The 24314-nt window shown below is 59.0% G+C and carries 17 protein-coding genes; 9 read left to right on the top strand and 8 right to left on the bottom strand.

What is annotated here, in order from left to right; translation table 11 throughout:
- From AC1DNI_RS19920 to AC1DNI_RS19930, 3 genes are read right to left on the bottom strand one after another with little or no spacing between them, the layout of a single operon-like run.
- On the bottom strand, positions 1-1551 hold the full coding sequence (locus AC1DNI_RS19920; RefSeq protein ID WP_113280390.1) for a SpoVR family protein: 1551 nt from the start codon (positions 1549-1551) through the stop codon (positions 1-3).
- A 12-nt stretch (positions 1552-1563) separates the two neighbouring features.
- Positions 1564-2889, bottom strand: coding sequence for a YeaH/YhbH family protein (locus tag AC1DNI_RS19925; protein WP_027232939.1), 1326 nt, complete (start codon positions 2887-2889; stop codon positions 1564-1566).
- 21 nt (positions 2890-2910) lie between these two features.
- Positions 2911-4860 carry a PrkA family serine protein kinase gene (locus AC1DNI_RS19930; protein ID WP_027232938.1) on the bottom strand — a complete coding sequence of 650 codons (1950 nt, stop codon included), beginning with the start codon at positions 4858-4860 and terminating at the stop codon, positions 2911-2913.
- 467 nt (positions 4861-5327) lie between these two features.
- Between AC1DNI_RS19930 and AC1DNI_RS19935 the strand changes: the two genes are divergently transcribed.
- The 4 genes from AC1DNI_RS19935 to AC1DNI_RS19950 all read left to right on the top strand — a co-directional run bounded on the left by AC1DNI_RS19935 (position 5328) and on the right by AC1DNI_RS19950 (position 10130).
- A complete protein-coding gene (locus AC1DNI_RS19935; RefSeq protein ID WP_477693134.1) occupies positions 5328-6062 on the top strand; it encodes a DeoR family transcriptional regulator in 735 nt (244 codons plus the stop codon).
- Between the two features lie 251 nt (positions 6063-6313).
- On the top strand, positions 6314-7243 hold the full coding sequence (gene deoC, locus AC1DNI_RS19940) for a deoxyribose-phosphate aldolase (RefSeq protein WP_477693233.1): 930 nt from the start codon (positions 6314-6316) through the stop codon (positions 7241-7243).
- Between the two features lie 4 nt (positions 7244-7247).
- Positions 7248-9632: an aldehyde dehydrogenase family protein gene (locus tag AC1DNI_RS19945; RefSeq protein WP_477693135.1), complete on the top strand. Its 2385-nt coding sequence runs from the start codon at positions 7248-7250 to the stop codon at positions 9630-9632.
- Positions 9633-9674: 42 nt separating this feature from the next.
- Positions 9675-10130, top strand: a complete 456-nt coding sequence (locus tag AC1DNI_RS19950; protein WP_027232934.1) for an RbsD/FucU family protein — start codon at positions 9675-9677, stop codon at positions 10128-10130.
- A gap of 60 nt (positions 10131-10190) precedes the next feature.
- On the opposite strand, the gene AC1DNI_RS19955 is transcribed toward AC1DNI_RS19950, so the two are convergent.
- Entirely contained in the window at positions 10191-10850 is a 660-nt protein-coding gene (locus AC1DNI_RS19955) for a peroxiredoxin (RefSeq protein WP_027232933.1), read from the bottom strand.
- A 278-nt stretch (positions 10851-11128) separates the two neighbouring features.
- Between AC1DNI_RS19955 and AC1DNI_RS19960 the strand changes: the two genes are divergently transcribed.
- Entirely contained in the window at positions 11129-11407 is a 279-nt protein-coding gene (locus AC1DNI_RS19960; RefSeq protein WP_172982703.1) for a HigA family addiction module antitoxin, read from the top strand.
- A 22-nt stretch (positions 11408-11429) separates the two neighbouring features.
- Here the strand turns inward: AC1DNI_RS19960 and AC1DNI_RS19965 are convergent, their stop codons facing one another.
- Positions 11430-11651, bottom strand: a complete 222-nt coding sequence (locus tag AC1DNI_RS19965; protein ID WP_477693136.1) for a cysteine rich repeat-containing protein — start codon at positions 11649-11651, stop codon at positions 11430-11432.
- Positions 11652-11879: 228 nt separating this feature from the next.
- Here AC1DNI_RS19965 and AC1DNI_RS19970 point away from each other — a divergent pair, with 228 nt between their 5' ends.
- From AC1DNI_RS19970 to AC1DNI_RS19980, 3 genes are all read left to right on the top strand, one after another.
- Positions 11880-13025 (top strand): efflux RND transporter periplasmic adaptor subunit, encoded by a 1146-nt coding sequence (locus AC1DNI_RS19970; protein ID WP_477693137.1) that lies wholly within the window; start codon positions 11880-11882, stop codon positions 13023-13025.
- The gene (locus tag AC1DNI_RS19975; protein WP_477693138.1) at positions 13022-16171 is read left to right on the top strand and encodes an efflux RND transporter permease subunit; all 3150 of its coding nucleotides are present in this window, start codon (positions 13022-13024) and stop codon (positions 16169-16171) included. Before AC1DNI_RS19970 ends, AC1DNI_RS19975 begins: the two co-directional genes overlap by 4 nt.
- Before the next feature lie 105 nt (positions 16172-16276).
- Positions 16277-17299, top strand: coding sequence for a FecR family protein (locus tag AC1DNI_RS19980; protein WP_477693139.1), 1023 nt, complete (start codon positions 16277-16279; stop codon positions 17297-17299).
- A gap of 24 nt (positions 17300-17323) precedes the next feature.
- On the opposite strand, the gene AC1DNI_RS19985 is transcribed toward AC1DNI_RS19980, so the two are convergent.
- Both AC1DNI_RS19985 and AC1DNI_RS19990 read right to left on the bottom strand, forming a co-directional pair.
- Positions 17324-19495: a CHASE2 domain-containing protein gene (locus AC1DNI_RS19985; RefSeq protein WP_477693140.1), complete on the bottom strand. Its 2172-nt coding sequence runs from the start codon at positions 19493-19495 to the stop codon at positions 17324-17326.
- Positions 19496-19766: 271 nt separating this feature from the next.
- Positions 19767-20834, bottom strand: coding sequence for a diguanylate cyclase domain-containing protein (locus AC1DNI_RS19990; protein WP_477693141.1), 1068 nt, complete (start codon positions 20832-20834; stop codon positions 19767-19769).
- A 308-nt stretch (positions 20835-21142) separates the two neighbouring features.
- Here AC1DNI_RS19990 and AC1DNI_RS19995 point away from each other — a divergent pair, with 308 nt between their 5' ends.
- Positions 21143-21772 (top strand): hypothetical protein, encoded by a 630-nt coding sequence (locus tag AC1DNI_RS19995; protein ID WP_477693142.1) that lies wholly within the window; start codon positions 21143-21145, stop codon positions 21770-21772.
- Here AC1DNI_RS19995 and AC1DNI_RS20000 read toward each other — a convergent pair whose 3' ends face one another.
- Positions 21773-24292, bottom strand: a complete 2520-nt coding sequence (locus AC1DNI_RS20000) for an EAL domain-containing protein (RefSeq protein ID WP_477693143.1) — start codon at positions 24290-24292, stop codon at positions 21773-21775.
- Between the last annotated feature and the right edge of the window lie 22 nt (positions 24293-24314).

Raw genomic sequence — 24314 nt, forward strand, 5'->3', positions numbered from 1 at the left:
CTATCCGGCGAACTTGTCCGTCGATGTTTCGTATAGGACGTTGCCGAATTCGGCATCGACGCCGACGAGACTGACGTCATAGCCCCACAGGCGACGAACATGGCGCAAGGTTGCATCCCTGGTGCTTTCGCTTAGCACGATGCCGTCGCGAGCCGTATGCTGTAGCCGAAGGTGGCGATTGCCGAGCAGATCGACATCGACGACCTGGATGTTGGGCTGGTTCATGCCGATATCATAGCTGCGGGCGAGGGAGCTGCGAATTTTCTCATAGCCCCGTTCGTTATGGATAGACGCGACCTGGTAGTGCTTTTCCTTCGATTCATCATCGAGAGCGAACAGCCGCATCTTGCGGATGAGCGCAGGGCTCAAATATTGCAGCAGGAATGATTCATCCCGGTGGTTGGCCCAAGCGTCGAGCAAGGTGCCGCGCCAGTCGCCATTGCCGGCAAACTCAGGGAACCAGTCGCGGTCCTCGGCCGTCGGTTTGGTACAGATGCGCTCGATATCCTGCATCATGGCGAAACCGATCGCATAAGGGTTGAGTCCCGAAAAACGCGGATCGTCAAACCCTGGCTGGAACACTACATTGGAATGGCTGTGAAGCATTTCCAGAAGGTGGCCCTCGCTTATTTTTCCCCGGTCAAAGAGCATGTTCATGATCGTGTAGTGGACAAACGTTGCGCAGCCCTCATTCATCACTTTGGTCTGCCGCTGCGGATAGAAATACTGGGCGACGACACGGACGATGCGCAGGATCTCGCGCTCCCATGGCTCGAGGATCAGGCTGTTCTTCTCGAGAAAATAGAGAAGGTTCTCTTCCGGCAGGTTGAGGGCTTTCTTGCGCTCCTGCGCCTCCATCTCGGCCTCGGTCGTGTCCTCGCTTTGCCGTGGCTGCGGCAAGGTCCGCCAAAGATCGCTGAAAATCTTTTCCTCATACTCCAAGCGCTCGCGAACGCGAGCCTGTTCCTTGGCCGAGGAAATGCGGGGCGGACGGCGGTAGCGGAAAACCGCCTGGTCCATCAGGGTATGCGCTGCGTCGAGGATGGATTCGACGGCCGCAAACCCATATCGTTCCTCGCAACGCGACACATAGCCCTTGGCGAATTCCATATAGTCGAGAATGGCGCTGGCGTCGGTCCACTGCCGGAAGAGGTAGTTGTTCTTGAAGAAATGGTTGTGGCCGAAGGAGGCATGGGCGATGACCAATGCCTGCAAGGCCATCGTGTTTTCTTCCATCAGATAGGCGATGCATGGATTGGAATTGATGACGATCTCATAGGCGAGGCCGCGCCGGCCCTTGCGGTAGAGGTATTCCTCGTAGACGAAATGCTTGCCGAAAGACCAATGCTGGTAGATGAGCGGCATGCCATTGGACGAATAGGCATCCAGCATCTGTTCGGAGGAAATGATTTCGAGCTGATTGGGGTAGCAGTCGAGCCCGAGATCATCGAGGGCGACCTCTTTGATCGCGTCATAGGTCCGGGACAATGTATCGAAGGTCCAGTCGGACCCGGTGAACAGAAGGTCGGAAGCGCCCGCACTCTTACTCATCTATGACCCCGCTCAGCCGTTCTTGGCGGAAGATGGTTGCTTGGCGAAGAGCTGGCGGAACACCGGGTAGATGTCGCCTGGCTTGGCTATTCGCGTCATCTGGAAGTTTCGCCAATTTTCCCCGACCTGTCGATAGGAACGCCACAGCGAGGTGCCATTATCGGTCGAGCGGAATATGGCGCTCTCGCGTTCGTCCAGAATCTCGACATAGGCATAATACTGGCAAAGCTTCATGATCTCCTTGTTCAACAGATTGACGCAATGCTCGGAATCGCCCGCGAGGTTGTCTCCGTCCGAAGCCTGTGCGGCATATATGTTCCAATCCTGGCTCGGATAGCGCTCAAGGATAATGCGCTGCATTTCCTCCAGCGCGGTCGATACGACCGTGCCGCCGCTTTGGGTGCTGCGAAAGAACGTCTCTTCATCGACTTCGTGCGCCTGATGCGTATGGCGGATGAAAACGATGTCGATGCGCTCGTATCGCCGTTTCAAAAACAGGTGGAGAAGTACGAAGAAGCGCTTCGCAAGATCCTTCTCGCGCTCGCCCATGGAACCTGAAACATCCATGAGGCAGAACATCACGGCGCTTGCATTCGGCAAGGGCTGCGGCTCGAAGCGATTGAAACGAATATCAACAGGGTCGATATATCCAACCACTTTGCGCCGGCGCTCGAGACGTTCCAGTTCGCTGCGCATTTTCGCAAGGCGGTCGAAGGCAGCGCTGCCGGGCTTCGGGTGCTTTGCTTCGAGTTCCTCGATTTCCTTAGCGATTGCTTCGACCTGAGCAAGCTTGGGGCGCTGCAGTGCGATGCGGCGGCCAAAACTGTTGCGCATGGTTCGCCCGACATTGATGTTGGTCGGGGCGCCGGCAATGGTAAAACCAGCACGGCGCGAGCGAAAGGTAACGGCCTCCTTGAGACTGGACTTGATCATGTCCGGAAGCTCGAGGTCTTCGAAGAAAAGATCGAGGACTTCCTCGCGCGACAGCACGAACTGGAAATCATCCTCCATGTCGCCTTCGGATGCAGCGCCCTTGCCCGCACCCGTACCGCCGCCCTGACCGGGTTTGGCGAGGCGGTCACCGGCGGTGAATTCCTTATTGCCAGGCAGGACGTGTTCGCGCCTGCCGCTGCTTCGATCCGCCTGAAAGCTTGGCTCGCTGGTGCCGTCCAGGGGAAAGGGGACGCTGTGGCCCGCATCCACATCGACGATCTTGCCCGACTTTATCTTTTCATGGACGACGCGCTTCAGCTCTCCGCGCGCGCGGCGCAGAAAGCGTTGGCGATTGCTCAGACTCTTGTCCTTGGGATTAAGGCGGCGATCGATGAAGCTCGGCATGCAAGCACCTTTCTTCGGCGATCACCCCGCCTTGTTCACGCGCATGTACCAATCCACCAGTCGGCGAACCTGCCGTTCCGTATAACCCCGCTCGACCATGCGCTGGACGAACTCCGTATGCTGCTTCTCGGTGGCGCCATCCTTCTTCGAACCGAAGCTGATGACCGGCAGCAGATCCTCGACCTGGCCAAACATGCGCTTCTCGATGACTTCGCGCAACTTTTCGTAGCTGGTCCAGGACGGGTTGCGGCCATTATTTTTGGCCTTGGCGCGGAGGGTGAACTTCACGACCTCGTTGCGGAAGTCCTTGGGATTGGCGATACCGGCCGGCTTTTCGATTTGCGACAACTCACCATCGAGAATGCCTCGATTGAGAATTTGGCCGGTATCGGGGTCCTTGTAGTCCTGGTCCTCGATCCACGCATCGGCGTAAGCGATATAACGGTCGAAGAGGTTCTGGCCGTATTCACTATAGGATTCGAGATAGGCCTTCTGTATCTCGTGGCCGATGAACTCAGCATAACGGGATGCCAGTTCGGATTTGATGAAATCGAGGTAGCTGGATTCGATCTCCTGCGGGAACTGCTCGCGCTTGACCGATTGTTCGAGCACATACATCAAGTGGACGGGGTCAGCCGCAACCTGCTTGGTGTCGTAGTTGAACGTTTCCGAGAGAACCTTGAAGGCAAATCGCGTGCTGATGCCATTCATGCCTTCATCGACGCCTGCGGCGTCACGGTACTCTTGCACCGATTTAGCCTTCGGATCGGATTCACGCAGGTTCTCGCCGTCATAGACACGCATCTTGGTGTAGAGCGGGGAATTTTCGTGCTCCGCAAGCCGGGTTGAAACCGTAAAGCGGCTGAGAATTTCCAGCACTTCCGGTGCGCAGGGATTGTTGACGAGTTCGCTCTCACGCAGCAGCTTTTCGTAGATCTGCTTTTCTTCCGTCACCCGCACGCAATAGGGCACCTTCACGACAGACATGCGGTCGAGGAAGGCCTCGTTGTTCTTGTTGTTCTTGAACTGGAGCCATTCGGATTCGTTCGAGTGGGCAAGAATGATCCCTTGGAACGGGAAGGCGCCGAAGTTCTCGGTGCCGTTGTAATTGCCTTCCTGTGTCGCCGTCAGCAGCGGATGCAGGACCTTGATCGGCGCCTTGAACATTTCGACGAATTCAAGCATTCCCTGCGTGGTCCGGTTAAGGCCGCCGCTATAGGAGTAAGCGTCGGGATCGGCCTGGCTGAAATTCTCGAGCTGGCGGATATCGACTTTGCCGACGAGCGAAGAAACATCCTGGTTGTTCTCGTCGCCCGGTTCGGTCTTGGCGATGCCGATCTGGCGCAGCCGCGATGGAGCAAGCTTGACGACACTGAACTTGGAGATGTCACCGGCAAATTCGTCGAGCCGTTTCGCCGCCCACGGGGAGATCAGGCCGTTGAGGCGTCTGCGGGCAATGCCGTATTTGTCTTCGAGCAGGCCAGCCATGCGGTCAGGCTGGAACAGGCCGAGCGGCGATTCGAAGATGGGGCTTATCTGATTGCCGGCCTTCAGTGTGTAGATGGGGCGTCGCTCCATCAACTGCTTCAGCCGTTCCGCAAGTGAAGACTTACCACCCCCAACGGGACCGAGCAGGTAAAGTATCTGCTTACGCTCTTCCAGACCCTGCGCGGCGTAGCGGAAATAGCCGACAATGCGTTCGATCGTATCTTCCATGCCGTAGAAATCGGCAAAGGCCGGATAGATCTTGATCGTGCGATTGAGATAGATGCGGCCGAGGCGTTCGTCGGTACTGGTATCGACCAGGGTCGGTTCGCCGATGGCATCGACCATGCGTTCGGAAGCGGTGGCAAACATCTTGGGATCGTTGCGGCAGGCCAGCAGATACTCTTGCAGGCTCATCTCTTCCTGCTTTTCGCTGCTGTAGATCTCTGAGAAGAGACTGAATACGTCAGATGCCTGCGTTGTCATTTCCAACCTCCAGCCGCATGCAAGTTCGAAGGAACTTGAGCTGAAGGGGCCGCCCCTCCGCTCAGAGGATTGCATGCCGTATCGTTACACTGTCAGGTGAGTCGCTCCACTGTGCAAGACACTAATTGTTGTTATCTTGTGTAGATGCAATTTAGGCACACAGTTGTGTCTGCAATGAGGTGAGGATCACCTTTCGTCGTCTGTCCTTCACCAAAGATGTAAGTAGTCTCTCTGGCAAATTGTATAGGTAACGACAAAGAATCTGCGTCAATATGTCAGAAAAGTGGAGCAACGGCGGTCAAGCTGTGCCGGTGGTACCATAAGCGAGCGACGACGACGGCGGCAGAACTCCTTCGCCTTTCTGCACGAGGAACATAGTTATGCGGCTTCGTTGCGGTTCATTGCTCCTTGAACGCGATCTGTTATGTTTTTAACAGTTGTCACAAGGGTTGAGGGGACGAAACGCAATGGTAAGCCGCAAGGCACGGCGAATAGCAGATCTTTCGGGAGCGCTCAGGGCGCGGCGAGTACTGCGTCTCAAGGATGCAGCCCTGCTGCTCAACGTTTCGGAAATGACCGTCCGCCGCGACGTTGCTGAAAATCCCGACCAGTTCGGCTACCTTGGGGGCCATATCGTTCCGGCTGGCGATTTCTGGAATGACAGTCCTTACGATTTGTCGCAGGCGGTGGACACCCATGCCGCCGCCAAGGTGAAGGCCTGCGCCCATGCCGCCAGATATATCCGCCCCGACGATACGATCTTCATCGATTGCGGCACGACGCTGCTCAGCCTCATCGACCATGTTCCCGCCGACTACAGGATCACCGCGATCTGCTATGCGCTCAATGTCGCCGAGCGGCTGACGCGCCGCCCGAACATAAGCCTGGTGATGCTGGGTGGGCTTTATTACGCTTCGTCCGCTTCGTTTTCCGGCGATTCCGGCCTTGAAACCCTCTCCAAGCTTGGCATCAATACCGCATTCATTTCGGCAGCCGGGCTGGATATGAGCCGGGGCGCGTCTTGCGCGCATTTTCACGAAGCGCCGGTCAAGCAAAGAGCGATCGAGTTTGCGGAAATGAGCCTGCTTGTCGCCGACAGCAGCAAAATGGGCAAGGTCAAGCCCGTTCTGTTTGCGCCGGTTGCGGCCTTTCAGGCAATCATCACCGAGGAAGGCGAGATCGACGTGCCTAAAGACCCTTGACGCCATGGCCATTTTGAGGGAAAAATAACAAAAACTGATATTATTCTAACAATGATGGCGAAGGCCGCTGTGAATGTTCTGGTCTGTTGGCGGGAAGCGCCTATGCTAGACTCGCATTCGCTGGAGGACGTTTTCTCGTGGAAAAAGCCCGGATTATCACTGCATCAGGCGATGGCGGGGTTGTGACAGCCGGTTCCCCGCCAACGAGGCTGGACCACGCCAGGACGAATGGCTGGCCGCGCAATCCCGGCATGGAACTCGACCTTTCCTGGGTGCTTGACGCGCGCGTCAACCTTTCCGCCGTCGAGCGTCGTGTCACAAGCCTTCCGGGCAGGCGCACGGTGAAGAAGGACGCCCAGGCAGCGTGGCTGTTGAAGGCGGTCACCTGTATCGATCTGACGACGCTCAATGGCGACGACACGGCCGAACGTGTCAAACGGCTGTGCGCCAAGGCGATGCACCCGGTACGGCAGGATATTCTCGACGCTTTGGGCATGGGCAGCCGGTCGATCACCACCGGAGCAATCTGCGTCTACCATCGCTTCGTAGCGACGGCGGTCGAAGCCCTCGGGGATTCCGGCATTCCCGTCGCCGCGGTCTCGACCGGTTTTCCGGCGGGGCTTAGTCCGCACCATCTCAAGGTGAAGGAGATCGAAGCGTCGGTTGCCGACGGTGCAAAAGAGATCGATATCGTCATCACCCGCGAACATGTGCTGACCGGCAACTGGACAGCACTCTATGCGGAGATGCAGGACTATCGCAGGGCCTGCGGCGATGCGCACGTAAAGGCGATCCTCGCCACCGGCGACCTCAAGACCTTGCGCAATGTGGCGCGTGCCTCGCTCGTCTGCATGATGGCCGGTGCCGATTTCATCAAGACATCGACCGGCAAGGAAGGCGTCAACGCGACGCTGGCTGTTACGCTGGTGATGCTGCGCATGATCCGCGCCTATGAGGAGCGCACGGGGTTCAAGATAGGCTACAAGCCGGCTGGCGGCATTTCTGCGGCAAAGGACGTGCTGAATTATCAGTTCCTCATGAAGGAAGAACTTGGCCGGGAGTGGCTGGAGCCCGATCTCTTCCGCATCGGCGCATCAAGCCTTCTTGCCGACATCGAGCGGCAATTGGAACATCACGTTACGGGCGCCTATTCCGCGCTCAACAGACATCCGATCGGATAATGCCATGACAGTCGCGACCTATTTTGACGAAATGTCCTACGGCCCCGCGCCCGAAGCCGATACCGAAGCCCGTGATTGGCTGGCTCGCCACAAGTCGAGTTTTAGCCACTTCATCAACGGCGCCTTCGTGCCTTCTACGTCGGGGAAGACGTTCGATACGTTCGAGCCCGCCACCGGCAAGCGCCTTGCCAAACTCGCCGTTGGCGACAAGGCGGACGTCGACAAGGCGGTCGCCGCAGCCCGCAAGGCGCAAGTTTCCTGGGCAAGGCTTCCCGGTCACCTTCGTGCTCGCCACCTCTACGCGCTTGCCCGGATGATCCAGCGGCACGCCCGCCTGATCGCAGTGGTCGAAGCCATAGACAACGGCAAGCCGATCCGCGAGACGCGCGATATCGATGTGCCGCTCGCCGCTCGCCACTTCTATCATCATGCGGGATGGGCGCAGATCCAGGACACTGAATTTGCCGATCACGTTCCGGTTGGCGTCGTCGGCCAGATCATTCCCTGGAACTTCCCCTTTCTCATGCTCGCATGGAAGATTGCCCCCGCCCTGGCGCTCGGCAACACGGTTGTTCTTAAGCCCGCCGAATTTACCTCGCTGACCGCCTTGCTTTTCGCGGAGCTGGCAGCAGCGGCCGGCCTTCCGGCGGGCGTTCTCAATATTGTCACCGGCGAGGGTGAAACCGGCGCGCTGATCGTCGATGATGGCGATATCGACAAGATTGCCTTCACCGGATCGACGGAAGTCGGCCGCATCATTCGCGAGCGCACGGCGGGCAGCGGCAAATCGCTTACCCTCGAACTTGGCGGCAAGTCACCCTTCATCGTCTTCGATGATGCCGACATCGATGGCGCGGTGGAAGGTGTCGTCGATGCGATCTGGTTCAACCAGGGTCAGGTATGCTGTGCCGGATCGAGGCTCCTTGTCCAGGAAGGCATCGCCAGGCTTTTCCATGACCGGCTGAAGCGCCGCATGCAGACGCTGCGGGTCGGTCTCCCGCTCGACAAGGCGATAGACATGGGCGCCATCGTTGCGCCAGTGCAACTCAGCCGCATGGAAGCGCTGGTGAAGAAGGGCCTAGCCGAAGGCGCAGAACTGCACCAGGCGCAGATCGAAATGCCGAAGGGTGGAAGTTTCTACCCGCCGACGCTTCTGAGCGGCGTGCAACCCACCTCGATCGTCGCGACGGAAGAGATTTTTGGGCCGGTTGCCGTGTCCATGACGTTTCGCACGCCCGAGGAAGCGGTCCAACTCGCCAATCATTCGCGCTATGGTCTTTCCGCCAGCGTGTGGAGCGAGACGATCGGCCTTGCGCTCAACGTCGCGGCCAAGCTTGCGGCCGGCGTCGTCTGGGTCAATGCGACGAACCTGTTCGATGCCGCGGTCGGCTTTGGCGGCAAGCGCGAATCCGGCTTTGGACGTGAGGGCGGGCGCGAAGGCTGCTACGAATATCTGAAGCCCAAGGTGTGGATCGGCCGCAAGGCGCGCGTTCTACCCAACCTGCCCGAACTCAAGCCTGTGGCTGGGGATTTCTCCGCGCCGGCGATCGACCGGACGGCCAAGCTTTTCATCGGCGGCAAGCAGGCGCGGCCGGACGGCAATTATTCGCGCGCCGTGATCTCGCCCAAAGGCAAGGTGATCGGAGAGGTCGGCGACGGAAACCGCAAGGATATTCGCAACGCCGTTGTTGCCGCGCAGGCGGCCTCCGCCTGGTCGAGCGCGACGACGCATAATCGCGCGCAGATCCTCTATTACATCGCCGAAAACCTTTCCGGACGCGCCGACGAATTTGCCGCGCGGATTGCCTCCATGACCGGGGCTTCCGTAGCGGCAGCGAGGGCGGAGGTGGACGCCTCTATCGCACGGCTCTTTACCTATGGCGCCTGGGCGGACAAGTTCGAGGGCGCGGTGCATGCTCCGCCCCTGCGAGGTGTGGCCCTGGCAATGCCGGAACCGTTGGGCGTCGCGGGAGTCATATGCCCGCCCGAAGCTCCGCTACTCGGTTTTGTCAGCCTTGTTGCGCCACTTGTCGCCATGGGCAACCGCGTGGTTGCGGTGCCGAGTGAGGCCTACCCCCTTGCCGCGACCGATTTCTACTCGATCCTCGAGACGTCGGATGTGCCAGCGGGCGTCATCAACATCGTGACTGGATCGTCAATCGAACTCGCCAAGACCCTTGCAGCTCACAACGATGTCGATGCTGTTTGGGCGTTTGGCAGCGATGAACTATCCGCCACTGTCGAGAAACTGTCCGTCGGCAACCTTAAGCGGACCTTCGTCGATTACGGCAAGGCCACCGATTGGAACGACCGCGCCGCCGCCGAAGGCACGCTTTTCCTGCGCCGCGCCGTCGATGTAAAGAATATCTGGATTCCTTACGGCGAATAGGAATAGTCAGAGATCAAGGCCCTGCAACTCTGGAGGAATTTCATGCTCAAGAATATCGACCCGGCGCTCAATGCGGACGTTCTCCACGCGTTGCGGTCCATGGGTCACGCCGACACGTTGGTGATTTCAGATACAAACTTTCCCTCCGACGCCATCGCTCGGCAAACGACGTTGGGCAAGCTCCTGCGTATCGACAATGTTTCCGCTGCTCGCGCGATAAAGGCGATTTTGTCGGTGATGCCGCTGGATACGCCGATTCAGCCGTCGGTCGGTCGCATGGAAGTCATGGGCGCGCCGGGCGAAGTGCCGCCGGTCCAGCGTGAAGTGCAAGCTGAGGTCGATGCGGCGGAAGGCAAGGCCTCGCCCATGTACGGCATCGAGCGCTTTGCGTTCTACGAGGAAGCAAAGAAGGCCTATTGCGTGATTACCACCGGAGAGACCCGCTTTTACGGGTGCTTTATGCTCACCAAGGGCGTCATTCCACCGGAGACAGCCTGACAAGCAATCGCCGCCGGCGCCGAGGCACTGGCGGCAATGAACTGTTTTCCCAGAAAGGTTTTAAGCCTGTGGCTGCTTTGTCTTGCGCAGGTAGGGCAGAACCCGTTCGAACTCACCGAAGCGCTCCTTCGCCTCTTCGTCCGAAACGGCGGCCGTGATAATCACGTCTTCTCCCTGTTGCCACTGCGCCGGCGTCGCCACCTTGTGCTTGGCCGTGAGCTGGATGCTGTCGATCGCGCGCAGGATCTCGTCGAAGTTCCGGCCGGTTGTCATCGGATAGGTAATCGTGAGTTTGATCTTCTTGTCCGGTCCGATCACGAATACCGAGCGCACGGTTGCATTGTCTGCGGGCGTGCGGCCTTCGGATGTATCGCCTGCTTCAGCGGGCAACATGTCGTAGAGCTTCGCGACCTTGAGCTCCTTGTCGCCGATCAACGGGTAGTCTACCTCGTGGCCTGTCGCCGACTTGATGTCAGCCTTCCACTTGGCGTGGCTTTCGACGGGATCGACAGAAATGCCGATGATCTTGGCGTTGCGCTTGGCAAATTCGGGAGCAAGGCCAGCCATGTAACCGAGTTCGGTGGTGCAGACCGGCGTAAAATTCTTGGGATGGCTGAACAGCACGGCATAGCTGTCCTTGATCCAGTCATGAAAGTGGATCTCGCCCTGCGTCGTGTCAGCGGTAAAATCCGGTGCAGTATCATTGATACGTAGGCCCATTGTCGTTCTCCCAGTCCGATGACGGTTGAAACCAACGCGATTGCTTCCAGGCGCTGCGTGGCCAGGCGTTGGATTGGAGCGAAATCTAGCACGGCCCATTGGCGCTGAACAATCGCCGGCTCCAATATCTTTGGTATGGGGCCGGCAAAGGTCGAGTCACGCGTTATTGATCGGCAACGTCGAACTGCCGCTTTCGCGCCACGATTTTTTCACTCGCCTGACATGCGGCGCAACTATGATTCGACGCACAAGTGATGCGAGATAGATCGGCAAGCAAGATGAACACATCAGCAAATCGATGGACGCCGCATTGGGCAATTCACCCGGGCCAGCATCTCCTTGAGTGCATCCAATCCCGCGGCCTGTCCGTGGAAGACTTTGCCGACCGGACGGACCTGCCCGCAACCACGCTCGATGCCATCATCGCGGGACGGCATCCCATAACCTACGACATCGCCCTTCGGATCGAACGCTCCTTCGGCATCATGCCGGACTTCTGGTTCCTTTTGCAGTCCAAATGGCACCGCCAGCAGGAAACCATGAAGACCCCTGCATAGGGTGGTCTCGTTTGATCATTGCTTATTTGGGGGCGTGCGCCTGGACAACCTTCTTGCAGGCCGGCGAGAGTTGGTCCAACTGCTTTGCCAGGCACTCAAAAATGCGCCCGCCACCGGGCGCTACGCCGCTACAGTATTTCTGATAGTCGGGCATGCATGCTTCCCGCTCGGCAGCTGTCTGTGCCGCTGCCATGCCGCCGGAAAGTCCAATACCGATCGCAAGTAAACCAAAGACCAACCGCATCACAACCTCCCAAAATATGCCGCTGAAGATCTATCCTCCGATTGCGGAATAACGTAGCATCCGACTGGATTTCCCTGCAACCAACGTCAATCGGGGAGTTTGATGGCAGGTCTATTGGGGTTGCATGCCGGCAGGCTCGAAGACAATGCATATCGCCCGCAAAGACAGCTGGGCGGAGACCCAAACTCAATATTTGCGGCCATTTTGCGAGCTATTCCCCGCAAGAGAATGGTCGTCTCCGCTGCTTTGCTTACCGGCGCTTTCGCACTCGCCGCTTGCAGCGAACAGAACACCTACGAGCCGCCGCCGCCGCCAAAAGTTGATGTGGCCCTACCGGTCAAGCAAAATGTCACCCCCTATCTTGAAACGACCGGCACCACGGCCTCCATCAATTCGACGGCTCTGGTTGCCCGCGTTCAGGGCTTCATCCAATCGATCAACTACCGGGACGGCGACGCGGTCAAGGCGGGAACAGTGCTTTTTGTCATTGAACCGGAGCCCTATCAACTTGCGCTCGATCAAGCGAACGCTGCCAAGGCTTCCGCCGACGCGGCGCTGAAGCAATCCCAAGCAGAATTTGAGCGCCAAAAGGCCCTCGTCGCCAAGACCTTCGCCACGCAGCAGGATCTCGAAAAAGCCGAAGCCGCCCGTGACGCCAATATTGCCGCCCAGCAGCAGGCGACAGCCAGCATTCAGCAGGCCGAGCTCAATCTGAGCTATACGCAGGTCAAGGCGCCCTTCGATGGTGTCGTCACCGCGCGGCTCGTTTCGGTGGGCGAACTTGTTGGTCCTAATAATGTATCGACCCTCGCGAGCATCGTGCAGTTCAACCCGATTTATGTCGACTTCAACGTCAGCGAAAAGGAGGTCTTGCGTGTTCGGGCGACGATGCAGAAGCGCGGAGTGACGACGCAGGATCTGAAGAAGATACCGGTCGAGATCGGCCTGCAAACCGAGAAAGGCTACCCTCACGTCGGAGCCCTCGACTACGCCGCTCCGATCATTACGGCGAATACCGGCCAGCTTGCCGTACGCGGTGTGTTTGACAACGAGAATCGGCAATTGCTGCCGGGGTATTTCGTGCGCGTGCGCGTACCGCTCTTCGAGGAGCCGGACAGGCTGCTCGTGCCCGACCGCGCCGTCGGCAGCGATCAAAGCGGGCGTTATGTGCTCATTGCAGGCAAGGACGATATCGTAGAACAGCGCACGGTTCAGCTCGGCCAGCTTGTCGGCGAGTTGCGTGTCGTCAGTTCCGGCGTCACCGCCGATGACCGCGTCGTTATCTCCGGCCTGTTGACGGCCATTCCCGGCCAGAAGATCGAACCGCATATGACTGTTCTCGCCGCCACCGCTGCTGACGGCGTGACGCAATGATCTCCAAATTTTTCATCGAGCGTCCGGTCCTTGCCAATGTGATCGCCATTCTCATGGTGGTCATCGGTTTCGTGTCGCTCTACCGGCTGCCGATTGCGCAATATCCCAACGTCGTGCCGCCAACTGTGCAGGTGACCACCCGCTATCCCGGCGCGAGCGCCCGTACCCTGATCGATACGGTGGCGCTGCCCATCGAACAGCAGGTCAACGGCGTCGAGGGCATGCTCTACATGCAGTCCTATTCCGCGTCGGATGGCAGCTATACACTGACGGTCACCTTTGCGATCGGCACCGATCTCGATGCAGCGCAGGTTCTGGTGCAGAACCGGGTTTCGGCGGCGCTTGCCGCTCTGCCGCAGTCGGTGCAGGTACAGGGTGTAAACGTCCAGAAGAAATCGACGTCGATCCTTGAAATCGTAACTCTGACGTCGCCTGACGATCGCTTCGACAGTCTCTATCTCAGCAACTATGCCACGATCCGTCTGAAGGACGAGCTCGCGCGTGTCCCCGGCGTCGGCAATGTCAGCGTCTTCGGTGCGGGCCAGTACTCCATGCGCATCTGGCTCGACGCCAACAAGATGCGGGCACGCAGCCTGACCGCCCAGGATGTCATCCAGGCGCTGCAACAGCAAAGTACGCAGGTGACCGCAGGGCAGGTCGGCATCCCGCCGGTGCCGGCTGACCAGTCGTTTCAATATACGATCAATGTTGAAAGCCGCCTCAGCGATCCCGAGCAGTTCGGCGCGGTGATCGTAAAGACCGGCACCAATGGGGACTTCACCCGCGTTCGCGACATCGGCCGCGTCGAACTCGGCGCACAGACCTATGGTCAGTACTTCAAGCTCGACGGCAAGCAGGCCGCGGGCCTTGCAATCTTTCTGTCGCCCGGTGCCAACGCACTGAACGTCGCCAAGCTTGTCAGCGATCGCATGAAGGCGCTCGCCGCCGAATTCCCGCAAGGCGTCACCTATTCGATACCGTTTGATACCACCACGTTCGTCAGCCAGGCGATCAACGAGGTCTACAAGACGCTGTTTGAGGCGGCTCTGCTGGTGCTGATTGTCATTCTCGTCTTTCTCCAGGATTGGCGCGCCATGCTCGTGCCGGCGACGACCGTTCCGGTGACGATCATCGGCGCCTTCGCGGCGATGGCGGCCATGGGATTTTCTGTCAACCTGTCGACGCTATTCGCGATCGTGCTTGCCATCGGCATTGTGGTCGATGACGCCATCGTGGTTGTCGAAGGCGCTGCCCACAATATCGAGCAGGGCATGTCGGGGCACGATGCGGCGATCAGTGCCATGGATCTGCTGTTCGGACCGATTGTCGGCATTACCCTCGTCCTGATGGCCGTGTTCCTGCCCGCTTCGTTCCTGCCAGGCATCACGGGGCAGATCTTCTCGCAGTTCGCGCTGGTTATCGCGGCGACGGCGTTGATCAGCGCGATCAATGCCGTAACCCTCAAGCCGACCCAATGCGCCCTGTGGCTGCGACCGACCGTGCCGATGGAAAAGCGCAATGTGTTCTATCGCGGCTTCAATGCCGTCTACCAGCGCGTCGAAAACGCCTATATCCGGCTGATCGGATCAATGGTCAGCCGTGCCGGTCTCATGGCAATCATCGCCTTGGCGATCATCGGCGCGGCGGGTTACGGCCTGACGCGCGCCTCGACGAGCTTCCTGCCCATCGAGGACCAGGGCTATCTGCTGGCAGCGGTCCAGCTTCCTGATGGCGCAGCGCTCGGGCGCACGCAAAAGGTCCTGGAGGATGTCGGCAAGGTCGCCAAGGAAACGCCAGGGGTGAAGCAGGTCATCACCATTGCCGGCATGTCAGCCCTCGACAATAGTTCCACCCTCGCCAATGCCGGCCTCGCCTACATTATGCTCAACGATTGGAGCCAGCGCGGGAAGGGTGAAGACCTCGGATCGCTCTACCAAAAGCTGAATGCAAGTCTCGCCACCAATTCGGAGGCCCGCATCATCGTGCTGCCGCCACCGCCGATCCAGGGCATCGGCAATGCGGGCGGTTTTACGATGCAGGTCGAAGTCCGTGACGGGAGCTTCGATCTCGCAAAATTGCAGAGCGTCACGAATACCATGGTCGCTGCTGCGGAAGCGCAATCCGGCATCCAGCGTGCAAGCGCGCCGTTCCGGGCGACCGTGCCGCAATACGACGTCCAGATCAATCGCGAGAAGGTGGAGACGCTGCTTCTCACCGCCGATCAGGTGTTCGATACGCTCGCGAGCTATCTCGGCTCCAGCTATGTCGACCAGTTCAACAAATTCGGCCGCGTCTTCCAGATCTATGTCCAGGGCGATGCACAGTTCCGCCTGGCGCCAGACGACATCAACAATCTCACCGTGCGCAACAAGAATGGCGACATGATCCCGCTCGGCACTGTCCTGACCATTACGCCAAGCGTCGGTCCTTCCCTGATCAGCCTCTATAACCTTTATCCGTCTGCCTCGATCACGGGCGTTCCCGAAGCCAACTTTTCCTCGGGGCAGGCAATGAACCTGATGGAACAGATAGCCGAGAAGACCATGCCGCCGGGCTTCGGTTTCGATTGGACCGCGCTCTCATTCCAGGAAAAGATTGTCGGCAACCAGATGTATCTCGTCTTCGCGCTTGCCCTCCTTTTGGTGTATCTCGTTCTGGCCGGCCAATATGAGAGCTGGATCGCGCCGGTTTCCGTCCTGCTCGCGGCCCCGATGTCGCTCGTCGGACCGGTTGGAGTACTGCTTGGCGCGAACACGCCCATCAATCTCTACGTTCAGATCGGATTGATCCTGCTTATCGCGCTTTCCGCTAAAAATGCCATCCTGATTGTCGAAATGGCGCGGGAACTGCGGGCTTCAGGGAAATCGATTACCGAATCCGCCATCGAAGCGGCGAGGTCCCGCTTCCGGCCTATCCTCATGACATCGTTTGCCTTTATCCTCGGCGTGGCGCCGCTCGTCGTGGCAACGGGCGCCGGCGCCAGTGCGCGCAAATCGATCGGCATCACCGTCTTCAGCGGTATGATCGCTTCGACCTGCCTTGCTGTGCTGTTCGTGCCATCATTCTTCGTCATTATGCAGCGTTTCGAGGAGTGGCGCTCAGCGCGCAAGCAGCCAGCCAAGGCGCCGATGGCCGAAGCCAAATAGTGGGCGAAAAGCGCGTTCGCCCAAACATCTGACTTAACCCAAAGGGATGACACGACTCTTGACGGGGTGACATGGTAACCTTCCGCCTTTGGTGAAGGGGGTGCCATGACGTGGATGCGTGGTGCCGCGATCGTGGCGTTGAGCCTCTCGCTGTTTAGCCCGAGGCCTCTCATTGCTGCTGAAGCAATTGGCGAAGCGGTCCGGATCAAGACCGAAGTAACCGGCGCGGGCGGGACGTTGGCCGTTACCGATCCCGTACATCGCAACGAGAAGATCAGCACGTCCCCGGACGGCCTCGGCCAGTTCGTGTTCAAGGACGGCACCAAGCTTGCGGTTGGGTGGGGTTCGTCCGTTACCCTCGACAAATTCGTCTTCGACGATTCCGACACCGTCAAGAGGCTCTCCATCAAGGCCGCAAAAGGGACATTCCGCTGGATCAGCGGCAGCTCGAAATCGTCCGCTTATGAGATACTCACTCCCGCCGGCACGATTGGCGTACGCGGCACGGCGTTCGACTTCTATATAGATCGCGATGGCACTACTGCCGTCGTGCTGCTTAGCGGCGCAGTCGGATTTTGCGGCCCGGGTGGTTGCCGGCAACTGACGAAGCGCTGCGACTGCGTTGTCGCGAAACCCAATGGCCGTATGACGAACCCCGGCCGCGTCAACCAGAGCATCTTCAAGACGCTGGGCAATAACCGCGCCCTGCCGTTCCTCTCCGGCAATCAGCAACTTTCGACCGGCTTCGGAAGATTTGTAACCGGTTGCGGGCTTTCCAAGGCAGTGTCGGATCCTGCCCAGACCGCACCCGAAAGAAACAGGCCCGAGCGCCCGGCGCCGGCGGCGCCCGCTCCACCGGCGCCCACACCGGTGGCACAGAACGACCCGGCCCCGCCGGCACCGCCGAGTCCACCTGCTGCTCCGACGCCGCAATCGGAACCGCCTGATACGCCGACCGTGCCGGATAAGCCGGACGATCCCGGCAAGCCGGACAAGCCGGATAAGCCTGACAAGGGGCATCATCACGGCAAGCATGATCGCCATGACCATGATCGCGACGACGATCATCATGACGGCGATCGCAGGGGCCGTGGCGGCTGGGATGGTGGCGGGCGACACCAACGTTAGTCGAACTGTTCTCGCCGGCACCGGCTATCTTGAATGGCCGTTACCCTTGCGCTTCGGCTCATCGAGATAATGTTGGGACCTGCGTGTTATGCGGCCGTAGAATTCCGGCAGCCCAACGCCCAAATCCGCGGCTTTCGACTTGGCGGCATTGACCATTCTGCGGCTGGTTGTCGACTGCGCGCGCATTGCCGCAATCAGTTGGCGGTGAATGGTCTGCAATTCGGCGAATTTCGCCGACGTCGAGACTTGCTCATTACCGACCACGGCAAAGAGTTTCGTCCGCGTGCTCTTGCCCTTTAGCGCAAGGTCGCCGACCTCCAGCAATGCGTAGTCTGGCAGGAGACGCGCGGTGTTGTTGGACACGAGAATATCGAAGCCCACATCCTTGCACGACGATTCGATACGCGCCGCGACATTGACGGCATCGCCGACCGCCGAATAATTGAAGCGTGCCTCGGCCCCCATATTGCCGACGCAGGCGATGCCGGTGTGAATGCCGATGCCGATGCCTACGGGTTGTCCCTCGCCGAATCCAAATGCGTCGCGGGCGTTGAGCTTAACGAGGGTCTCGCGCATGCTGAGCGCCGCCTGTACTGCCTTGCGGCCATGATCGGCGACATCGACCGGTGCATTCCAGAATGCCATGATCGAGTCGCCGATGAACTTGTCGAGCGTCCCTTCATTGGCAATGACATGCTGGCTCAATGCATCGAGAAGCGTATTCAGGAAGCCGACGAGAGCGGTCGGTTCGAGCCGCTCGCTGATTTCAGTGAAATTCCGCACATCGACGAACATGACGGTGAGTTCGCGATCATCCCCGCCAAGCTGCAAGGCATTGCGCGTGTGCTCGATGCGATAAAGCAGTGAAGGCGAAAGATAGTGACCGAAGGCCTTGCGAACCTCCCGCCGTTCTCGATCAGTCACCAGAAAGCGGAATGCCGTCGCCCCGAAATGGGTGACCGACCAGCCGACGATCGGGGCGAGGGGGTCAAACAGCAGTCCAGCATAGTAGAAGGCGAGCCACGATGCGGCGAGGCCGAGCGCGGTGATCAGCAAGCCGCAGGCGAGTGCGAAGGCGGGACTGATAAAGGTTGTGACAAGGACAAGGAAGGTACCACCGACGGCGACGGCAAGGATCTCGAGGCCGTTGGCCCAATCCGGCCGTGACAGGAATTTGCCAGATAGAATCTGTTCGACCGTCTGCGCATGCAGCGAAACGCCCGGAACATTTTGTCCGAGCGCGGTGGCGCGAATATCCTGCAACCCCGCCGCTGATGTTCCAACGAAGACGATACTGCCTTCGATGGCGGAGGCGAGTTCGGGCGAGTTGCCTTCCGCACCGAGTACGCGCCGAGCCGAGATGTAACGTTCGGCCCGGTCGGGGGTAACATAGAGCCACAACTCACCGGCGGCGGTGACGGGTAATGCAAACTCGCCGATCTTCACCTGTGTTATCGTATCGGGCACGTCGGGCGCATCGGCGAGAACATAGGTCGAGGCGCCCTGTGCGACGCGAAGCGCCTCGATAGCAAGGTTGGGGTAAAGCTGCACGCCGTCGCTCAGAAACAGCGGAACCGTCCGCACGACCGATGTGGAACTGCCGGGATTGAGGCTGATATGGCCAAGGCCGGCGGCGTTTGCCTCAAGTTGCGGTCGCAGCGGCGTCGCCGACTTGATACGCGGCGGGGCGCCGAATGGACTTTCCCCGGTAAACGCAAATCCCGCCTTTACGGGCGGGCGGTAGCTTCCTTCATTCGACAGTCCAAAGCCCAACACGACCGGCTTTCCCAGAACGGCGTTGGCGAAAATCGCATCATTGTCGGGAAACTTGCCGAGGAGCGCGGGATCGATACCCTTCACATCGCGAACCACGTTGCTCGGAGACAGGCGATCCGGTTCGGCAAAAAGAATATCGAAGGCGATGGCCGAAGCGCCGAGGTCGTTCAGCTTGTCGACAAGGGCAGCGATCCGGTCGCGCGGCCAGGGCCATTGTCCGTATTCGAGCAGTGATGCCTCATCGATATCGATCACCTTCACCGGCATGGGTTCGAAGGCGCGCGGCAGGATGCGTTGATATTCATCGAAGGTGACGTCGCGGGCAAACTTCAGGATGGGTGGGTCACCGGCCCGGAGGATGGTGAGCACCGCCACGAAGGCAAGGCCGATAATTACCCCCAATTGCTGTGCGCGTGTCATGACCGCATTTGCCAGCCCTCCCTGGCAACGCATCGACGGCAATTGCGCTGTCGCCCATTGCTCCGCCAGGAAATGGCATGCTGCCCGTTTCTTTGGCTCTATGCAATCGCTTCAACCCAATGGGATGGGCGCGCTCTTGTCCCGCCGAGCGTTCAACTATGGAGGCTACGGTCAGCGGCTTCGTTGGTATTAGATACCCGTCCCCGTGGCTGGCCGAGTACACCCGTGCGCTTCACGGGAACAGTATGCCTTCGACAGGAATAATTGCCGATCACGCGCTGAGATCGTGCGGCGGTTCGAACCGTTGGAATCGGTTGCGTCCCGCAGCTTTTGCTGCGTAGAGCGCGATATCTGCCCGCTTGAACACGTCCGATGGCAAGCCAGCATCGACGACGGCGACGCCGACCGAGGCACCAAGTCGCAGCGTCCTTCCATCATGCTCGATCGGCTGGCTCAACGCTTCGACGATAATGCGTGCAAGGTCCTCGGGCGCATCCCTGCCTTGCGATGGCTTTGTAAGAACGGCGAACTCGTCGCCACCGATACGTGCGACGATCTCGGCGGCGCGGCAAGCATGTGCCAGGCGGTGTGCCACTTCCTTCAGACAATCGTCACCGACCGCGTGCCCGAGCGTGTCATTGACTTTCTTGAAACCGTCGAGATCGATCAGGAGCAACGCTCCCGCATCAATAATCTCCCCATGCTGCTTGCACATCTGCGCAAGTTTCGCCTGGAATTGGGTCCGGTTGGCAAGGCCAGTCATCGGATCGTATTCGGCGAGATAGCGGGTCTGGTCGAGCAGCAGCTTTTGCTCTGTGATGTCCTGTTTCATGCCAAAGATGCGCACGGGCTCATTGTCGGAGCATTCCACGGTAGCGGTAATGCGCATCCAGCGGCGATTGCCCTTTGCCGTCACGATTTCGGCTTCCATGGTGAATCCGCTATGCTCTTCGACGGCGCGACTGCGGCGCCGAACGAGTTCGCGCGCGGATTCCGCAGAATAGAAGGACATGATCTCGTTGCGATCGAGCGGCGTGCCCCGTGGCAGATCGAAGATATCGTAGACGACGTCGGTCCAACGCAACGTTTCATCGGGAAGGCTGCACTCCCAGATGCCTATCCGGGCTGCCGCCGCCGATTGATCGAATATTCTTTGGCTATGAGCGAGCGCGGCTGCCTGCTGGCGGATGCGCGACTCCATCGCATCAAGCTCTGCCTTTATGCGCGACGCGGTTTCGGCATCATCGCGCCGACCAAGCGACGCGATCATTTCGGCTACCAGATCGGCAAGTTGGCGTGTCTTCGCGCTGGATACACTGCGCGCAGGCGTATTTGACATGTTGAGCTCAATTTGAAACTGCGAGTGCGGCACACGCAACAGTTGCGTAATAGCGATTAAGACTTTCTATATGAAGGCGGCTACAGTCGTGGTTGCCTAGCGCTTTGTGATCGCTACGGTAAATGAATTGATCGGCATGGCGAGGATCAAGGAATCTATCAAGGTGCCGCGGTGCACCTACGGGTTGAATTTTTCACTCTAAAGTTGAATTGTATTATTGGGCACCCTTATATTAGAGCTGTTTCAATTGATAAAAACTGTACTGCGATAAACACTGTTCGAAGCTTTTGTGGGGTAGGGGAAACTCATTGACCAAACGCATAGACGCCAAGCTCAAGGTCATTCTATTGGGCGGATCATCCAATGTGGGCAAATCAACCATTGGGGATGTGCTTGCGGGCAAGCTTGGCTGGCGCTGCGTCTCAACCGACAGCCTCGCCAAACATCCAGGCAGGCCCTGGCCAAAGCGGAAGGAAAAGGTTCCGAATAACGTTTCGGACCATTACCTCAATTTGCAAGCCGACGAATTACTCGAGTCTGTGATCCTTCATCACAGGCGCATGTCGCCGCTCGTTGCGGAATTCATCTGGTCGATACTAAAGGGCGCCAATGACGAGAGAACCGTGCTCGAAGGCTCCGCTCTCTGGCCGTTTATCACAGCGGGTCATCGCCTGAAGGAAATCGGCGCGGTCTGGCTGACGGCTAGCGCGGAAACGTTGAGGTCGCGCATCCATGAAAGCAGCGGTTACCAGAATGCCGACGAACGAAGCCGTGCGATGATTGCAAGTTTTCTGGAGCGAACCATCCTCTTCGACCAGAAGACCACCGAACTTGTCAGGGAGCATGGCTGCAGGGTGCTCGATACGGATCAGTTCGCAACGACCGACGACATTGTTGGCGAGATCATCAGTCAGTTCCCTTCCCAATCGAAGCGATAGCTACGGGTTTGCTTCACGGACGTCGAGATCCTGCAGCAAGTTTCCGAGTGGTTGCGGGCGGTGGAAGAGGAAACCCTGTCCAAAGCCGATGCCGAGCGAGCGCAAGATGCCGACAGCGCCGGTGTCTTCGATATGCTCGGCAACCACATCGACGCCGAGTTCGCGCGCAACGCTGCCGATCGACCGGACGACCGCCTGATTGAGCCGGCTGTTTGATAGCTTTTCGATGAAGGCACCATCGATCTTGATGCTGTCGACATCGAAGTGGTGCAGGTAGCCGAAGGAACTGAGGCCCGCGCCGAAATCGTCGAGACTGATGCGGCAGCCGGCAGCCCGGGCTTCCTTGACGAAATTTTCGGCCGCCTCGTAATTGTTGACGGCCGTCGTTTCCGTGATCTCGAAGATCAGGCGCGAGGGGGAGACGTTTGTACGTTCCGTGGTCGTCTTGATGAACGACCACAGAGTCGGATCGCTGATCGTGTTGGCTGAAAGGTTGAGCGCGATCGCAACCTTATCGGTCGCCATCAGCCGCGCGCCATATTGCTCAAGCGTGTGTTCGATGATCCAGCGGTCAACGATACCCATCAGGCCGAAGCGCTCCGCGGCCGGGATGAACTCCGCCGGGGCAATCAGCGTGCCGTCCGGAGCGCGCATGCGCGACAGGATTTCGATGTAGACCGTATTGTCGGTCGTATCGGAAATCTCCCTGATCTCTTGGCCGTAGATTTCCAGCCGTCCTTCCGCCAGCGCCTCGAGAATGCCCGATGCAGCCTGGACGCTTGCGAGGTTCTCCTTCGCCGCGCCAGTGTTTTCATCGTAAGTCGCTGTGCGGTTGCGCCCTTCCGCCTTGGCGGCATAGCAGGCAGCGTCCGCCCGCGCGACTGCCTCGTTAAGAGTGAGGTTGGGGTCATCGAGAAATGCGATACCGACGCTGGCGCCGATTTCCTGCAGTTTCCCGTCCCATTCGAGGCGCACCTTGCGGATCTCTTCTATAAGGCGCTCGGCTATTGCCTTGGTGTCCTCGGGATTGGCCGACGGCAGGAGCGCGGCGAACTCATCGCCGCCCAGACGGCCGATAACAGCGTCCTGCGGGAGCACGCTGTTCATGCTCGCAGTTGCAAGTTTCAGCAGCGCATCGCCAGCCGCGTGGCCGAGCGTGTCGTTCACCATCTTGAAACGGTCAAGGTCGATGTAGAGCAGGGCGTGTCGCCGGTCAGGACTGGCAAGTATCGAGGCGGTGGCCACTTCGAATGCACGCCGATTGAGGAGTCCGGTCAAGGTATCGTGGGTCGCCGCGTGCGAGAGTTCACGTTGCAAATTGCGCGCGTTGGTCACGTCCTGGACGACGAGCACCGAGCCGGTGACCGCGCCGGCTGTATTGAAAATCGGTGATGCGAGGTCACGTATGGACCGGCGTTCGCCATCGCTTCGGACGACGACCGCGTTTTCCACGCGATCGACCGTCGATCTGTTCTCCATCGCTCGCATCGTCGACGACGTCAAAATGTGCTCGCTCACTTCGTCAACGAGGCGAAGGGCGCCGCTCACCGGGGCGCCGATCAGTTCGCTCGCAGATCGCAGCAACAGCCGTTCAGCGGCAGGGTTGGCAAAGGTGATGATATCGTCGACATTCGTTGTCAGCACTGCGTCGCCGATCGATTGCAGCGTGACGCGATAAAGGTCCTTCTCGCGCGCCAGTGCCTCGGCGCTGTGCACCTGCTCGGTAATATCCCAGATGCTGCCCATCAGCATCTCCGGCATGCCCTCGCGCTTAACGAGGCGGGCAAGAGCATATACGTGGCGCACCTCGCCGTCGGGCTTGACGATGCGATAGCTCGTCTTCATGGGAATGCCGGTCTTGAAGGTCGCCTCGACCGCCTGTTCCGCTATCGCCGCGTCTTCCGGATGCAGGAGACGGTGCCAGGTGGCGCGAGGGACCTCGTCGGTGCCCGACCCGATGCCGAATATTTCGCGCATCCGCCGGTCCCAAAGCACTGTTTCGGTCTCGATGTTGAAATGCCACAGGCCAATCTGGCCAGCGTCCAACGCCAGTTCGACGCGCTGGTTCAGCAGCGCCAGCTGATGTTCGGCATTCTTCTGGTCGGTAATATCCGTCTGAACGCCTATCATGCGGGTAGGCTTTCCGTCCGCATCCCACTCAACCACGCGGCCGCGATCGAGCACCCAGACCCAATGGCCGTCCTTGTGGCGCAGCCGGAACTCCGTTTCGATCTGCGGAATTTCGCCGGCAATATGCCGCTGTCCACTCTCGATGGCGCGCTGCTTGTCGTCCGGATGAATAAGCGTCAGCCAAAGATCGCCGCTGTCGCCAAGTTCGTCCTCCCGATAGCCGAGCATCCTTTTCCAGGTGGAGGAATAGTAGCACTGGCCGGTGACAAGATTGGAATCCCATACGCCCAGACCCGCCGATTCCAGGGCGAAACTCCAGCGATTTGCCTCGGCGCTGTTGGCAGACTGATTGGGCCTTGTATGGAGGCGCATGTTGCGTACATCGGTCATGGCGGGAAGCTAGCATGGAAAG

The sequence above is a fragment of the Phyllobacterium sp. 01N428 genome (assembly GCF_056399405.1).